Genomic DNA, 15,174 nt, shown 5'->3' on the forward strand with positions numbered 1-15,174 from the left:
CCGGCGCGTCCAGAACCGTCGTCCACGCGTGGCAGATGCTATGGGCACGGCGGCGGCGCCTGCCGGGTAAAGCAGCCCTGCCCCGCCAGCGGCGCTTAGTCCAGCAGCGCCTGGATCAATCCGGCGTGCCGCTGCTGTTGCGCCTGCCGCCGCAACCGGCTGGCGGTGAAGATGGCGCACATCTCCGAAACCGCCGTATCGAAGGTCTCGTTGATGATCACGTAATCGAACTCTTCGAAATGCAGCATCTCTTCACGGGCGGCGGCCAGGCGTTGCGCCATGACGTCCTCGCTGTCCTGTCCGCGCTTGCGCATGCGCTCGTCCAGCGCCTGGCGCGACGGCGGCAGGATGAACACGCTGACCGCATCGGGCACCTTCTGGCGCACCTGGCGTGCGCCCTGCCAGTCGATCTCCAGCAGGACGTCGTGACCGGCGGCCAGCTGCGGCTCCACCGACTGCCGCGCGGTGCCCTTCCAGTCGCCATGCACCAGCGCGTATTCGAAGAAATCACCCGCCTCGATCATGCCCTGGAACTCGTCGGCGGAGACGAAATGGTAGTGCTCGGCATGCCGTTCGCCCGGCCGCGGCGCGCGCGAGGTGAACGAGATCGACAGGGCGATCTTGGGGTCGCGCGCCAGGGTGGCGTTGACGATGCTGCTCTTGCCGGCGCCGGAGGGGGCCGCAACGATATAGAGAGTGCCGCGCATAGGGTCAGGGATTCGGGATTGGGGAGTCGGGTTTCGCGAACAGACTGCGGACCGGCACCTCCGGGGTCGACATGCTACCGGGATTGGCCGCAGCCCGCAGACATCCGGAACTGGCAGCTGCCACATCCCGAATCCCGAATTTCGCTCCCGGCTACTCGATGTTCTGCACCTGCTCGCGGATCTGGTCGATCAACACCTTCAGATCCACGGCGGCATTGGAGGTGCGGCTGTCCACCGACTTGGAGCCCAGCGTATTGGCTTCGCGGTTGAATTCCTGCAGCAGGAAGTCAAGTCGGCGACCGACCGGCTCGCGCTGGGCGAGCACGCGGCGGATTTCGGCGATGTGGCTGGACAGGCGGTCCAGCTCCTCGTCCACATCGAGCTTCTGCAGCCACAGCACCAGCTCCTGCTCGGCACGACCCGGATCGACCGGATGCGGCAGGTCGGCCAGGCGCGCGGCCAGCTTGGCGCGCTGACCTTCGCGAATCACCGGAATCAGGACGCGCACCTGCGCGGCGATGCGTTCGATGGCATCCACCCGTTCGCTGATCGACTCGGCCAACTTGGCGCCCTCGCGCTCGCGCGCGATCACGAAGCTGCCCACCACGTCCTCCAGCAACGCCAGCGCCTGCGCCTGCAACGCGGGGGCGTCCACATCCTGCACCTGCAGCACGCCGGGCAGCTGCAGCAGGTCGGTGAAGCCGACCTGCAATTTGGGAAACATGCCATCCAGCCGCATGGCCAGCGCACCCAACTGCTGTAGCAGCGATTCGTTGACCGCCAGCGTCTGCGCGTTGTCGGGCGCGCGCAGGCGCAGCGTCAGATCCAGCTTGCCACGGCTGTTTTTCGCCGCCACCCGCTCGCGCAGCAGCGGTTCCAGCGCACGCAATTCCTCGGGCAGACGCACACCCACTTCCAGAAAGCGGTGGTTGACCGAGCGCAGCTCGCAAGCGAGCGTGCCCCAGGGTGTGATGCGTTCGCTGCCAGCGAACGCAGTCATGCTTCGGATCATCGTCAATCCCGTGCCGTCAAAGCGCGAATGGTACCCTAGCCGCCCTCGCCGGCTGCCTGCACGCTGCGCAGTGGCGCCAGACCCACCTCCCGACTTCCGGACTCATTGCATGACCTTTTCCCGTCCCAGCGGCCGCACGGCCGACCAGCTGCGCCCGGTGCGCATCGAACGCGCCTTCACCCGCCATGCCGAAGGCTCGGTGCTGGTCAGCTTCGGCGACACCCGCGTGCTGTGCACCGCCAGCGTGGAAAACCGCGTGCCGGGCTTCCTGCGCGGCAAGGGCGAAGGCTGGGTCACCGCCGAATACGGCATGTTGCCGCGCTCCACCCACACCCGTTCCGATCGCGAAGCCGCACGCGGCAAGCAGGGCGGACGCACGCTGGAAATCCAGCGCCTGATCGGCCGTGCACTGCGCGCCTGCGTGGACCGCAATGCGCTGGGCGAGCGCACCATCACCCTGGACTGCGACGTGCTGCAGGCCGATGGCGGCACCCGCACCGCGGCCATCACCGGCGCGTACGTGGCGCTGGCCGATGCGGTGAACCTGCTGATCAAGCGCGGCGACATCAAGAAGCATCCGCTGATCGGCGCGGTGGCTGCGGTGTCGGTCGGCATCTATCGTGGTGAACCGGTGCTGGACCTGGACTACCCGGAAGACAGCGACTGCGATACCGACATGAATGTGGTGATGAACGACGGCGGCGGTTTCATCGAGCTGCAAGGCACGGCCGAAGGCCACGCCTTCCGTCGCGACGAACTCAACGCGCTGCTGGCCCTGGCCGAAAAGGGCACGGGCGAGCTGTTCGCGCTGCAACGCGCTGCGCTGGCCGGATGAGCCGCCGCATCGCCCTGACCACCTTGCTGGTTGCCGACTACGATGCGGCCATTGCCTGGTACACCGGCGCGCTGGGTTTCCACGTGCTGCAGGATCGCCCGCTCGAGGATGGCAAGCGCTGGGTCGTGATCGGCCCGGGCGGTGCAGACGATGCCGCCCTGCTGCTGGCGCAGCCGGCCGACGCCGCGCAACGCGCACGCATCGGCGACCAGACCGGTGGGCGGGTGGATCATTTCCTCTACACCGATGACTTCTGGCGCGACCACGCGGCCATGCAGGCGTTCGGCGTGGAATTTCTGGAAACCCCGCGCGAAGAGCCGTACGGCACGGTCGTAGTCTTCCGCGATCTGTACGGCACCAAGTGGGATCTGCTGGAGCCCAAACGATGAAAGAACTGGTCCTGGCCAGCGGCAACGCCGGCAAACTGGAAGAACTGCGCGCCATGCTCGCCGGCCTGCCGCTGCGCATCGTCGCGCAAGGCGAACTGGGCGTGGACGATGTGCCGGAAACCGGCCTGACCTTCGTCGAGAACGCGCTGATCAAGGCACGCCATGCCAGCGCGGTGACCGGCTTGCCGGCGCTGGCCGATGACTCTGGGCTGATCGTGGATGCATTGGATGGCGCACCCGGCCTGTACAGCGCGCGCTATGCCGGCAGCCCCACCAACGCGCTGGCCAACAACGCCAAGTTGCTCGACGCGATGCGCGAGGTTCCGAGCGATCGCCGCAGCGCGCGGTTTTACGCGGTGATCGTGTTGCTGCGGCATCCGGAAGATCCGCAGCCGCTGATCGCCGAAGGCAGCTGGGAAGGGGTGATCACGACCGAACCGCGCGGCGATGGCGGTTTCGGCTACAACCCGGTGTTTCTGGATCCGGTGTATGGCCTGACCGCGGCGGAGATGGACACCGCGTTGAAGAACCGCCTCAGCCATCGCGCGGCGGCCCTGGCCACGCTGCAGCACAAGCTGCATGCGCTGTCGCTGTAAGGCACACCTCGCGCAATGCCCCAGCTGATTCCGCCGCCGTTGTCGCTCTACGTGCATCTGCCCTGGTGCGTGCGCAAATGCCCGTATTGCGATTTCAATTCGCATGCGGCCAAGGGCGCATTGCCGTTCGAGGAGTACGTGGACGCGCTGATCCGCGACCTGGATGCGGACCTGCCATTGGTCTGGGGTCGCGTGGTGCACTCGGTGTTCTTCGGCGGCGGCACGCCCAGCCTGTTTCCGCCGCAGGCGATCGACCGCTTCCTGCAGGCAGCGGCGGCGCGGCTGCGTTTTGCCCCGACTCTTGAAATCACCCTGGAAACCAATCCGGGTACCGCAGAACACGGCCGTTTCGAGCACTACCGCGCTGCGGGCGTCAACCGCCTGAGCTTCGGCGTGCAGACCTTCGACGACGTGGCGCTGCAGCGCCTTGGCCGCATTCACGACAGCGCAGAAGCCGAGCGCGCGATCAAACTGGCGCAAGACGCCGGCTACGATAATTTCAATATCGACCTGATGTACGCGCTGCCCGAGCAGACGCTGATGCAGGCCGAGCACGACCTGGAGCGTGCCTTCGCGCTGCAGCCGGCGCACCTGTCGCATTACCAGCTCACGCTGGAGCCGAACACGGTGTTCTTCGCGCGGCCGCCCAAGGGCATTCCCGACGACGATGCCGCCTGGGATATCCAGGAGCACTGCCAACGCCTGCTGGCCGACGCCGGCTACGCCCAATACGAAGTCAGCGCGTACGCCAGGCCGGGGCGACAGTGCGCGCACAACCTCAACTACTGGCGATTCGGCGACTACCTGGGCATCGGTGCGGGCGCGCACGGCAAGATCAGCTCCGGTGCCCAAGCGCACGTGCTGCGGCGCTGGAAGCACAAGCATCCGCAGAGCTATCTGGCCAGCGCCGGTACCGCCGCATCCATCGGCGGGGACGAAATCGTGCCGAGCGAACGGCTGCCGTTCGAGTACATGCTCAACCTGCTGCGCCTGCATGAGGGCTTCCGGCTAAGCGATTTCGAGGCGTCCACCGGCCTTGCGGCCAGCGCCATCGAAGCGCCGCTGGCGCGCGCGGTGGCACAGGGCTGGATGACCCAGCAGGACGGGCGCATGGTGCCGACCGAGTTGGGTCGGCGTTTTACCAATGATGTGGTCGAGCTGTTCCTGGTCTAAGCGCAGCGAAGAGCTGCGTTCACTGCCGGGGTGGCGCGGTCGGGCGCGTGGCATCGGCATGTACCGCCTTGCGCACCGTGCGCCATCCACGCCTGGCTGACGCGCGTGCGCGAGGGGTGTGAGCGGATTGGGGCGCGCCGGCAGAACCGGGGCATCGGCCATACGCATTTGGCGCAGGCCCGCATGACCACTGGCTGACACATCGCGGGCCGGACGCGCCGGCGCGAGCCGATGCCGCGCGGTCAGCGAAAAAACATGCTACATAGCTCACGCTTCGAACCGAGCCAGCCTCCCCCGGATGTCCATGCACGTGTCTCCCATGCAACCTGCAGTTAGCGGTCCGATTGCCGATGCGCCGGTATCCGCGCGTGGCCGGCGACTGCTCGGCATGCTGCACGCGCACTGCGTGCAGGCGTTGAGCGGACCGCTGCGGCTGACCGTCGTCGAGCTGGAACGCGAGCTGTTGCATCAGGCCGAGCATGCACGCAATAGCCAGATCCAGGCCGAAACCTACGCACAGATGCGCGGCCTGCGTGACCACATCGACCGCTTCCCACAGGCATTCCTGCAGGAACTGGCGCAAGCGCTGGCCAGCCTGCGTGAGCGCCCGGTGCTGACACCATTGACCGATGCGCCTGCGCCAGCACAGATGCTGACCCTGGTCGAAGACACCGATATCGACCGCGACATTGTCTTGAGCGACATCGCACGCCGCGAAACCTCGCGGCGCGCCGATGCCCTGCACCTGCTGGCGCAGCGCCTGGCGGTGATCGGTGCGGTGGCCGAATTCGAGCTGGAAGAATTGCCGCTTGGCCCCTACGCGCTGTGCCGCATCGTGCGCCAGTGCGGTCAGACGCTGGGACTGAACCTGGATGGGCAGCTGACGCTGTACAAGGTGTTCGAGCGCCAGGTGATGGACCGCCTGGGCGACCTGTTCGAAAGTGCCAACAGCGCGCTGGCCCAGGAAGGCATCCTGCCGGGATTGATCTATCACCCGTATCTGGTCAAACCCACGCAGGTGCAGACGCGGCGTGCGCCACCGGCAGCGGCGCATGGGTCGAAAGACGCTGCCGCACCGAATACGCCTGGTGCGGGCCCGCGCACGCCGCGACCGGCCACCGGCTGGGCAGGCCAAGCCGCACCGACGGCGTGGCAGAGCGCCTTGCTGGATCCCGCTGCCGCGCCACCAGCAATGGCAATCGCCCCACCTGCGCAGGCGCTGTCGCCGGCGCTCAGCGACGCAGTCCAGGCGCTGGGCGGCTTGATGGCGTCGGCACGGCAGTCGCAGGCAGCGGCACACGCAAGCCACGCAGGCGCGGGGGCGCCCGCCCATCACGAGGTCACGGCGCCCTCTCCTACCTCGCTCGCCGCGGTGGCCCAGGCATCGCAGCACAGTGCGGCCGTTGCGGTGCCCAAGGCAGCGCTTGGCGATGCCTTGGCCAGCCTGCAAGGTGCGCTGGCCACGCAGGCGGCAGCAACGCCACAGGCATCGGGCATCGATGTGCTGCAGCGGCAGGTGCTGGAAGTGCTGCGCCGTCAGCACGGCCCCGATGCTGCGCTATCGCCGCAGGACAACGACACCTTCGACCTGCTCGGCCTGCTGTATGCGCAGATGCAGCGCGAGGTGCGCGAGCAGGCTCCCGCCCAGGCGCTGCTGGCCAAGTTGCAGGTGCCGGTGGTGCGCGCGGCGTTGGCCGATGCGCATTTTTTCGTGCGCGACCAGCACCCGGTACGCGAATTGCTCAACACCGTCGCCGAGTCCGGGGCCGTGTGGCTGGGCGAGGACGATGCCGACCCGCAACTGCTGCACAAGCTGGGCAGCGCGGTCGACAAGATCGTCCACGACTATCAAGGCGACGAGGCTGTTTTCGCCGCGGCCAACGACGACATCCAGACCCATCTGCGCACCCTCGCGCGCAAGGCCGAGGTGGCCGAGCGGCGGCATGTGGATGCTGCGCGCGGGAAGGAGCGGCTGGAATCTGCCAAGCAGCAGGCCGAAGCGCGCATCGAGCAGCTGTGCGAACAAAGCGCGCCGCCGCGCTTTGTGCAATCGCTGCTGCGCCAGGCCTGGTCGGACGTGCTCACGCTGACCTTGCTGCGGCAGGGCGAGCAGTCGCCCGAATGGGAGGAGCGCCAGGCGCTGACCGCACGCATTGGCGAGGTCACCTGCCGCAGCAAGGGCCAACCCACCGACATCGCACTGGGCACCGACGTGGAAACCGCGTTGCTGCAGGTGGGCTATCACCATGATGAAGCAGCGGCGATCGCACGGCGCTTGTCCACGCCCGGTGGCGAGGACGAGGTGACCTCGCGCACCGAGCTTGCCGCCAAGCTCAAGGCACGCGCGCGGCTTGGCGAGCAGGGCGACAACGCTCCGCGCAAGCAGGCGGCCACGCCACGCACGCCTGCCGAAGAGGAATGCTATCTGCAGGTGCGCAGCTTGCCGTTCGGCACCTGGTTCGAATTCGTGGTCAACCAGCAAGGCGACCTGCGCCGGCAACGCCTGTCCTGGTACAGCCCAATGACCGGCAACGCGCTGTTCGTGAACCAGCGCGGGCAGAAGGTTGGCGAGCACTCGCTGGACAGCCTGGCGCGGTTGATGGCCGGTGGGCAGGCACGTTTGGTGGTGGAAGAAAAATCGCGTCTGATCGATCGCGCCTGGCATGCCACCGTGCGCACGCTGCGCAGCCTGGCCGGCCAGGCGCCTGTTGCCGAGGCCCAGCCATGATCCAGGACACCCGCCGCGCACCGCGCCGCCAGCCAACTGACCTGCTGCCGGTCATCGACATGCTCAGCGAGGCGCAGATCGGCCGGGTCGGCAATGTGTCCGAAACCGGCATGCTGTTGTTGGCCTCGGTGCCGCTGCACGACGACGCCTTGTACCAGTTGCGCTTTTCGCTGCCCGAGCGGGTTGGGCGCGCGACCGAGATCGATGTCGGCGTGCATCTGCTGTGGTCCGAAGCCGCACACGCACCCGGGCAGGCCTGGGCGGGCTTCCGCTTCCTGACCATGTCCGAGCCGCACCGGCAACGCCTGCGCGCCTGGATTGCCGAAGAACATATGGCCGGGTAAGCGCGCCGTCACACGGCGGCGCAACGGCCAAGCGGGCGCTGCCGATGCGCGGCGCCGCAGGCACATGCGTTCACTGTTGTTCGGTTGTGCCGGTGGTTGCCCACGGACAATTGCGCCTTGGTTGTCGGCCGTATCAGACACAGTGCCGTTGCAGGGATTGCGGCAAACTGCGCATCGCCTTTGTATTGCCGATCGAGCCCCGCATGCCCCAGCCCTCCTTGAGCAGCCTGTACTCCGACCACCTGCGCATCCTTACCGCGCGCGCCGACGAAGCGCTGCAGCGCGGCGGTTTCGAGCATCTGGTGGTTCCCAGCGGCAGCACGCATTACCAGCTGTTCGACGACCGCGATTATCCCTACGCGGTGAACCCGCAGTTCAAGGCCTGGGTGCCGCTGACACGGGTCCCCAACAGCTGGCTGGTCTACACGCCGGGCAAGCGCCCGACGGTGATCTTCCATCAGCCCTTCGACTACTGGCATGTGGTGCCCGACGCGCCCAGCGGCTGGTGGGTCGACCACTGCGACATCCATATCATCCGCACTCCGGAGCAGGCGCTGGCGCTGCTGCCCAAACACGTTGAGCGCTGCGCGATTCTCGGCGAGCCGCAAAGCGCGCTCGGTGCATACGTGCCGAACAACCCGCAGCCGGTGCTCGCTTACCTGGAATACCAGCGCGCGTTCAAGACGCCCTACGAACTGGCATTGCTGCGCATCGCCCAGCAGCTGGCGGTGCGCGGCCATCGCGCTGCGGAAGCCGCGTTCCGCGCCGGACAAAGCGAATTCGGCATCCACATGGCGTATTGCGCGGCAGTGGGCCATGACGCCAATGACTTGCCGTACGGCAACATCATCGCGCTCAACGAACACGGCGCGGTGCTGCACTACACCGAACTGGGCCAGCAACCGCCGCAACCGCTGCGTAGCTTCCTGATCGACGCCGGCGCCTCCGCATACGGCTACGCCAGCGACATCACCCGCACCTACGCCGCCGACCCCGGCAGCGACTTTCAGGCGCTGATCGACGCGGTGGATGCCGCCCAGCTGCGCATGGGTCAGGACGTGCGCGCCGGCGCGGATTACAAGCAACTGCACATCGACGCGCATCTGGCGTTGATGGGCATCCTCAAGGAGTTCGGCGTGCTGACCGTCTCGCCGGAAGCGGCATTGGCCACCGGCGTCAGCGCCGCGTTCTTCCCGCACGGTCTGGGCCATCTGATCGGCCTGCAAGTGCACGACGTGGCCGGTTTTGCCGCCAGCGACCGCGGCGGCCGCATCGAACGCCCGGCCGGCCACCCGTACCTGCGCCTGACCCGCGTGCTGGAACCGGGCATGGTGGTGACCATCGAACCTGGCGTGTACTTCATCGACATGCTGCTGGACCAAGTGAAGAAGAATGGCCACGCCGCCAGCGTCAACTGGCAGCGCGTGGAAGCCTTCAAGCCCTACGGCGGCATTCGCATCGAAGATGAGGTGGTGTGCACCGACGGCAACGCGGAAAATCTGACCCGCCCGGTCTTTGCCGCCGCATGAGCACCAGGCGCAACTGACCACACCACGGTTGCGAAGTGGGCTCTCAGCCGCGCCATCCACCGCCCGATCGCGCCCCGCCACGCTTGGAAACCACCACACGGAATACCGCCATGAACGACCCACGCCAGAGCGCGCACCCGGACCACGCGATGTATCAACAGATCGAACGCGGCGTGCATGCGATCGATGCGGCGCACGGCCGCGTCCCCGATCAGGCCAGCGCACGCCTCACCGCCGCCTTGTTGCCACTGGCCAAGGAAGGCGGGCTCTCGCGCGTGGATCATGTACTGATGAGCGAAGCGAACAATCGCGGCGTGCACGGTGGCGAGAACGTGTTCGTGGTGCAGGGCGACCCGGCCAACCCGGCGCATCTGCGCGCGCACATGAAGACCGAACAGGCGCTGGGCACGCCGGAAGAGCAATCGTTCGAGCGCGCGCGCCAGCTCGGCGGGCAGAGTGCGCCAGTGCAACAGCCCGAGCGCACGCAGGCGCCGCAGCTGGGCCAATAACCGCGGCCGACACACGTCCGCCCAGCTGCCCGGTGCGCGCGGCCGATGCCCAATATCGGTGTTGCACCACAGCGCGACGGCTGCGCTTACGCTGCGCCTGCGGTCATGACGCCCGCTGCAGCGCGTCGCTCCTTGTCAATTCCCCGCGCGCCGGCGCTCATGCGCCGCCGGCCATCTCCGCTTCGATCTCGTCGGCACTGCGCGCCAGCGCACCGGTCAGTACACGGTAGCCATCGGCCGTGATCAGCACATTGTCTTCGGTGCGAATGCCGATGCCGCGCCACTTGGCCTCTACCGAGGTGTCGTTGGCCGACACGTAAAGCCCCGGCTCGATGGTGAACACCATGCTGGGCTCGAGCAGCCGCGAATCGCCGGCCAGCCGATAGTCGCCCACATCGTGCACATCCAGGCCCAACCAGTGGCCGGTCTTGTGCCGATAAAAACGCTTGTAGTGTCCATCGGCGATGTTGCGTTCAAGCTTGCCCTTGAGCAGGCCCAGCCGTAGCAGGCCTTCGGTCAAGGTTTCCACTGCAGCCAGATGCCCTGCCTCGTACGCCACGCCCGGGCGCGCCTGGGCAAGCGCAGCCGCCTGCGCAGCACCGACCAGATCGTGCAATGCACGCTGCGCTGGCGTGAAGCGGCCGTTGACCGGAAAGGTGCGGGTGATATCGGCCGCATAGCCGCGATATTCGGCACCGGCATCGATCAGCACCAGCTCGCCGTCGCGGCTGCGCGCAGTGTTGGCGCGGTAATGCAGCACGCAGGCGTTGCTGCCGGTGCCGACGATGCTGCCGTAGGCCGGCCATGCATCGGCAGCGCGGAATTCGCGCTCGACCTCGGCCTGCAGTGCGTATTCGTGCACACCCGGCCGCGCCAGCCGCATCGCTGCACGGTGCGCGCGCACGCTGATGTCGGCAGCCTGCTGCATCAGCGCGATTTCGTCGCGTGATTTGAACAGGCGCTGCTCGTGCAGCAGATGCCCGAGCTCGAGGAATTCATGTGGCGGCTGCGCCCCGTGGCGCACCTGCTCGCGCACGCGCTTGAGCCAGCCGATCAATTTGAGATCGAAATCGACATCGCGCCCGAAGTGGTAGTACACGCGGCTACGCCCTTCCAGCAGGCCGGGCAGGATCTCGTCGACATCGTCGATGGGGTACGCATCGTCCATGCCGTAGCGCTCCACCGCACCTTCCTGACCCTCGCGCGGGCCATCCCAGGCTTCGCGCTCGGCATCGCGTTCGCGGCAGAACAGAATCGCCTCGCCATGCTTGCGGCCGGGCACCAGCACCATCACCGCTTCGGGCTCCGGAAACCCACTCAGATACCAGAAATCCGAATCCTGTCGATACGGGTAATGCGTGTCGTGGCTACGCACGCGCTCAGGCGCGGCCGGCAAGATCAGAATGGCCTGATCGCCCGCCATCTGCATCAGCTGCTTGCGCCGGCGCGCGTATTCGGCCGCGCCAATCCCGGTGAGCTTCTTCATGCCGGGCAATCAGTTCAGACGTTGGCGAAAGCGCGGCCCCATCACGCAGTCGCCATGCAGCAACAGCACCGCCACGCGCACGAATTCTTCGATCTCGGCCAAGGCAGTGTCGTCCTCGTCGGCCGCGTCGAAGTCCTCGCTGGAGGCCTGCGCCAGACGCGCCAGATCCTGCAGCGCTTCCTCGCCTTCTTCGCTCAGTGCCGGACGCTGCTGCGCAGCCAGGCCGAAGCCGCCCAGGAAGGCTCGGCACCAGTCGAACAATGCATCGGTGCGCGCCGGCAACGGGGCGCCGTCTTCCACGAGCAGCAGCTCGAAGGCGAAATCGCGGTCTTCCAGTTGCGCTACGGTGGCCTGCCGCAGCTGATCCAGCGCTCCACCCTGCTTGGGCGCCACCTGCCCGCTGTCGGCCAGAATGCGCGCCAGCCAGTCGGCGCTGTCGGCACCGCCGCCGGAGAGCCACCCGCACAGCCCGCCATGCAACTCCGCCGCAGAGGACGCCAGCGCGAGCTGACGGCTTTCATTTTGCACAGCGGTTACGTCGGGCAGATCCATCGGGTCATCCAGGCTGAAGAGCGAAAGGTGCCGGCGCACGGCCGGCGATATGACTTGCCAGTGTACCAAGGCGGCCTGCGTGGGCCGCGATCTGCTCGTTTGAGCGCGCGTTCCACGCCTGCAATGTCGACCTGCCTGGATCCTGTGGCAGGCCTTGCAGGGCTTGGGCCGACGCCGGGGATCGGGGCAGGCGTGGGCGCTTGACCACCCCGCGCACGCGCCCCTATCGTGAGCGCATGGACAACGCTGCCGCCCTCGCTCAGATCCGCGCACTCGCCGCCCGCGTGGAGGCGTTGGTGGAGCGTACCCAGCGGCTCACCGACGAAAACCGCAGCCTGCGTCACCAGCAGGAGCAGCTCATCGGCGAGCGCTCGCAACTGTTGACCAAGAACGAGCAGGCGCGCTCGCGGGTGGAAGCGATGATCGCCCGCCTGAAGTCATTGGAGCAGCACACGTGAGCAACAACGAACCGGTCAGCGTGCGCATTCTGGATCGTGAATACACGGTGGGCGTGACGGCAGACGAGCGCGAAAGTCTCACCGCCGCCGCGCGGCTGCTGGATCTACGCATGCGTGAGATCCGCGGCAGCAATCGCATGGCGGCAGTGGATCGTGTCGCGGTGCTGGCCGCGCTCAATCTGGCGCACGAATTGCAGCAACTGCGCGAACAGCAGGCGCTCTACGATCGTGAACTGGCAAATACGCTGGACACCTTGAATCGCCGGCTCGACAGCGTTGCCGACACGCCGCGTTGAGCGGAATTCGCACTGCCATCGCAAATATGAATCTTCAAGTCCGCTGACCGACGAGTGGGCTAGCCATCGCGGCACAGAGGTCTATAATTCGCCTGCGTTCTCTGCTGTAAACGACAGCGTGCAAAACATTCGCCTTGTCCCTTAATTACGACCACGGGGGCGCGACGAAGCCGGGTGTGCAAGTCCGCCTTGTAGCGGGAAGCCCGATGGCCTCACAACGTCCCCACTTGAACCCCGGGTTCAAGGTCGTTTCGCCCGCATCGTCACGGCGGAGAATGCAAATCTGAAACGGCGCCTTCGGGCGTCGTTTCTTTTTGCGCGCCTGAAGGTCTGACGTGCGGCAGTTGAAGTGGCACGGAGTGCCCGTTTCGCTCGCGATGCTGGTGCTGTGTCGGTGGCGTTGCCGCGTGCGGCGATGCGCATATCGACCATGCACGTGCAGAGGCAGCGGAGATGTCCGGGCAGTGTGCCCCCCGTACGGCTCTCTCGGCATGCCCGCAGTGCAATCGCAGCTGCGGGCCGCAGCGCACCCACGCTAGGCAGGCGCGTGCGCGCATTCGACAATGCAACTCCGATTGCGCTGCGAGAAACCGATGACCGAGGACCGAGATGCGTTGCGCCAGCAGTTGCGCGCACACCGCCGCAGCCTGCCGGCGGCGCAGCGCCTGGCCGCCGCCGATGCGTTGGCACAGCGTTTGCTGGCGCTGCCGTTCGCACCGCACAGCGGAGCCGTGGCTGGGTACTGGGCGATGGACGGCGAAATTGCGCTGCATCGCTGGCAGCTGACCCTGCCGGCGGGGGTGCGCTACTGCCTGCCGGTGCTGGATGGGCGCGTGCTGCGCTTTGCACCGTGGCGACCGGGCCAGCCACTGGTGAGCAATCGCTACGGCATTCCGGAGCCGGATGTGGCGCGCGCCGACACGTTGGCAGCGGGGGAGATGGCACTGGTGGTCGCGCCGCTGACCGGTTTCGATGCGGCGTGCCGTCGGCTGGGCATGGGAGGCGGCTGGTATGATCGCAGCTTCGCGTTCCGGCATCGCCAGGCGCCGCCTCCCTGGTTGGTCGGTGTTGGCTTCGCTGCGCAGCAGGTGCCCGCCCTGGATTCCGAAGCATGGGATGTGGCGGTCGACGCCATCTGCACCGAACACGCCACCTTCCTGAAAGACGACACCGTTTCCGAATGACTGCCCGCAAGCGCTACTGGTTGATGAAGTCCGAACCGGACACCTTTTCCATCGACGATCTGGAACGCGTCGGCACCGAACCGTGGAATGGCGTGCGCAATTACCAGGCGCGCAACTTCATGCGCGATGGCATGCGGGTAGGCGATGGGGTGTTTTTTTATCATTCCAACTGCAAGGTGCCCGGCATCGTCGGCATCGCCAAGGTGGCGAGCGAGGCTTACCCGGACGACACCCAGTTCGACCCGTCCTCCGACTACCACGACCCAAAGTCCACGCGCGAAGATCCGCGCTGGATGCTGGTGGACGTGGCCTTCGAGCGCAAACTCACACGCACGATTTCGCTGGATGAAATCAAGCAACAGGCCGATGCGCTGGGCGAAGGCTTTGCGCTGATCGCACGCGGCAACCGCCTGTCGATCCTGCCGGTCACCGCCGCACAGTGGAAGCTGTTGTTGGCGATGGAAACGCCGTGATTGGGGATTGGGCAGTTGGGATTTTCCCATTGCCCCCCCCCCCGCGTGACCGGCTCTTCCGAATCCCAAATCCCCAATCACCCATCCCGAGCTCTTCCCCATGTCCGAAGCAAAACGCCTGGCCGCCGAAAAAGCGATCGATTACGTGGAAGACGGCATGATCGTCGGAGTGGGCACCGGCTCGACGGTGGCTTACTTCATCGACGCGCTGGGCCGCATCGGCCATCGCATCAAGGGCGCAGTGTCCAGTTCCGAACAGAGCACCGCGCGCCTGCGCCAGCATGGCATCGAGGTGCTTGACCTCAATCACACCGGCAACCTGTCGCTGTATGTGGACGGCGCCGACGAATGCGAACCGAACCGTTGTCTGATCAAGGGCGGCGGCGCAGCGCTGACGCGTGAGAAGATCATCGCCGAAGCCAGCGAGCGCTTCATCTGCATCGTCGACCCCAGCAAGCAGGTGCCGGTGCTGGGCAAGTTCCCGCTGCCGATCGAGGTGATTCCGATGGCGCGCAGCCTGGTCGCCCGCCAGATCCTGGCGTCGACCGGCGGCCAGCCGGTGTGGCGCGACGGCGTGGTGACCGACAACGGCAACGTGGTGCTGGACGTGCACAACCTGCAGATCACCGACCCGGTGGCGCTGGAGCGCAGCTTGAACCAGATCCCCGGCGTGGTCTGCGTGGGTTTGTTCGCGCGCCGGCCGGCCGATGTGGTGATCGTGGGCGGCGAGCCACCGCGGGTGCTCTGAAGATCGCGTGCGGACCTTCGCATGCGCAGTGACGACTCGCATTGCGAAGCGATGGCGGATCGCACTATCGCGCTTGCAGCAACCGCACGACGCACCGCGGCAGCTTGACGCGCGCAGCCGCTTGGCAGATGGTGCGGCATCCTTGCCAGTTGGTA

The 15,174-nt window shown here is 66.7% G+C and carries 17 protein-coding genes and 1 other RNA gene; 14 read left to right on the forward strand and 4 right to left on the reverse strand.

The window, feature by feature from the left end:
- Nucleotides 1-95: 95 nt before the first annotated feature.
- Together gmk and ACCQ00_RS16615 are read right to left on the reverse strand one after the other, a co-directional pair.
- On the reverse strand, nucleotides 96-707 hold the full coding sequence (gene gmk / locus ACCQ00_RS16610) for a guanylate kinase (protein ID WP_005996765.1): 612 nt from the start codon (nucleotides 705-707) through the stop codon (nucleotides 96-98).
- Between the two features lie 151 nt (nucleotides 708-858).
- Nucleotides 859-1,719 (reverse strand): YicC/YloC family endoribonuclease, encoded by an 861-nt coding sequence (locus ACCQ00_RS16615; RefSeq protein WP_039572035.1) that lies wholly within the window; start codon nucleotides 1,717-1,719, stop codon nucleotides 859-861.
- Between the two features lie 109 nt (nucleotides 1,720-1,828).
- Here ACCQ00_RS16615 and rph point away from each other — a divergent pair, with 109 nt between their 5' ends.
- The 8 genes from rph (at nucleotide 1,829) to ACCQ00_RS16655 (ending at nucleotide 9,822) form a co-directional block, all read left to right on the forward strand.
- Nucleotides 1,829-2,554: a ribonuclease PH gene (gene rph, locus ACCQ00_RS16620; RefSeq protein WP_039572031.1), complete on the forward strand. Its 726-nt coding sequence runs from the start codon at nucleotides 1,829-1,831 to the stop codon at nucleotides 2,552-2,554.
- Complete coding sequence (locus ACCQ00_RS16625; RefSeq protein ID WP_039572029.1) at nucleotides 2,551-2,943, forward strand: VOC family protein; 393 nt, start codon at nucleotides 2,551-2,553, stop codon at nucleotides 2,941-2,943. The genes rph and ACCQ00_RS16625 overlap by 4 nt, the downstream gene beginning before the upstream one ends.
- The gene (gene rdgB, locus ACCQ00_RS16630; protein ID WP_017156862.1) at nucleotides 2,940-3,539 is read left to right on the forward strand and encodes an RdgB/HAM1 family non-canonical purine NTP pyrophosphatase; all 600 of its coding nucleotides are present in this window, start codon (nucleotides 2,940-2,942) and stop codon (nucleotides 3,537-3,539) included. Before ACCQ00_RS16625 ends, rdgB begins: the two co-directional genes overlap by 4 nt.
- 15 nt (nucleotides 3,540-3,554) lie before the next feature.
- Nucleotides 3,555-4,712 carry a radical SAM family heme chaperone HemW gene (hemW, locus tag ACCQ00_RS16635; RefSeq protein ID WP_039572025.1) on the forward strand — a complete coding sequence of 386 codons (1,158 nt, stop codon included), beginning with the start codon at nucleotides 3,555-3,557 and terminating at the stop codon, nucleotides 4,710-4,712.
- 298 nt (nucleotides 4,713-5,010) lie between these two features.
- Entirely contained in the window at nucleotides 5,011-7,440 is a 2,430-nt protein-coding gene (locus ACCQ00_RS16640) for a DUF1631 domain-containing protein (RefSeq protein ID WP_039572022.1), read from the forward strand.
- Complete coding sequence (locus ACCQ00_RS16645; RefSeq protein WP_017156859.1) at nucleotides 7,437-7,784, forward strand: PilZ domain-containing protein; 348 nt, start codon at nucleotides 7,437-7,439, stop codon at nucleotides 7,782-7,784. The genes ACCQ00_RS16640 and ACCQ00_RS16645 overlap by 4 nt, the downstream gene beginning before the upstream one ends.
- 203 nt (nucleotides 7,785-7,987) lie before the next feature.
- The gene (pepQ, locus tag ACCQ00_RS16650; RefSeq protein WP_039572019.1) at nucleotides 7,988-9,313 is read left to right on the forward strand and encodes a Xaa-Pro dipeptidase; all 1,326 of its coding nucleotides are present in this window, start codon (nucleotides 7,988-7,990) and stop codon (nucleotides 9,311-9,313) included.
- Between the two features lie 110 nt (nucleotides 9,314-9,423).
- Nucleotides 9,424-9,822 carry an XVIPCD domain-containing protein gene (locus ACCQ00_RS16655; protein WP_017156857.1) on the forward strand — a complete coding sequence of 133 codons (399 nt, stop codon included), beginning with the start codon at nucleotides 9,424-9,426 and terminating at the stop codon, nucleotides 9,820-9,822.
- A 157-nt stretch (nucleotides 9,823-9,979) separates the two neighbouring features.
- On the opposite strand, the gene ACCQ00_RS16660 is transcribed toward ACCQ00_RS16655, so the two are convergent.
- Nucleotides 9,980-11,308 (reverse strand): aminopeptidase P N-terminal domain-containing protein, encoded by a 1,329-nt coding sequence (locus tag ACCQ00_RS16660; RefSeq protein WP_039572016.1) that lies wholly within the window; start codon nucleotides 11,306-11,308, stop codon nucleotides 9,980-9,982.
- A gap of 9 nt (nucleotides 11,309-11,317) precedes the next feature.
- The gene (locus ACCQ00_RS16665) at nucleotides 11,318-11,860 is read right to left on the reverse strand and encodes a YecA/YgfB family protein (protein ID WP_017156855.1); all 543 of its coding nucleotides are present in this window, start codon (nucleotides 11,858-11,860) and stop codon (nucleotides 11,318-11,320) included.
- 236 nt (nucleotides 11,861-12,096) lie between these two features.
- Here ACCQ00_RS16665 and ACCQ00_RS16670 point away from each other — a divergent pair, with 236 nt between their 5' ends.
- The 6 genes from ACCQ00_RS16670 (at nucleotide 12,097) to rpiA (ending at nucleotide 15,019) form a co-directional block, all read left to right on the forward strand.
- Complete coding sequence (locus ACCQ00_RS16670) at nucleotides 12,097-12,318, forward strand: TIGR02449 family protein (protein ID WP_003486122.1); 222 nt, start codon at nucleotides 12,097-12,099, stop codon at nucleotides 12,316-12,318.
- Nucleotides 12,315-12,614, forward strand: coding sequence for a cell division protein ZapA (locus ACCQ00_RS16675; RefSeq protein ID WP_003486119.1), 300 nt, complete (start codon nucleotides 12,315-12,317; stop codon nucleotides 12,612-12,614). Before ACCQ00_RS16670 ends, ACCQ00_RS16675 begins: the two co-directional genes overlap by 4 nt.
- 95 nt (nucleotides 12,615-12,709) lie before the next feature.
- Nucleotides 12,710-12,893, forward strand: a non-coding RNA gene (ssrS, locus tag ACCQ00_RS16680) — 6S RNA.
- A gap of 314 nt (nucleotides 12,894-13,207) precedes the next feature.
- Nucleotides 13,208-13,798, forward strand: a complete 591-nt coding sequence (locus tag ACCQ00_RS16685) for a 5-formyltetrahydrofolate cyclo-ligase (protein ID WP_039572012.1) — start codon at nucleotides 13,208-13,210, stop codon at nucleotides 13,796-13,798.
- A complete protein-coding gene (locus tag ACCQ00_RS16690; RefSeq protein WP_039572009.1) occupies nucleotides 13,795-14,271 on the forward strand; it encodes an EVE domain-containing protein in 477 nt (158 codons plus the stop codon). The genes ACCQ00_RS16685 and ACCQ00_RS16690 overlap by 4 nt, the downstream gene beginning before the upstream one ends.
- 100 nt (nucleotides 14,272-14,371) lie before the next feature.
- Entirely contained in the window at nucleotides 14,372-15,019 is a 648-nt protein-coding gene (gene rpiA / locus ACCQ00_RS16695) for a ribose-5-phosphate isomerase RpiA (RefSeq protein WP_039575773.1), read from the forward strand.
- The last annotated feature ends 155 nt before the right edge of the window (nucleotides 15,020-15,174 follow it).

The sequence above is a fragment of the Xanthomonas sp. NCPPB 3761 genome, from assembly GCF_041475705.2.
Lineage (GTDB): Bacteria > Pseudomonadota > Gammaproteobacteria > Xanthomonadales > Xanthomonadaceae > Xanthomonas > Xanthomonas phaseoli.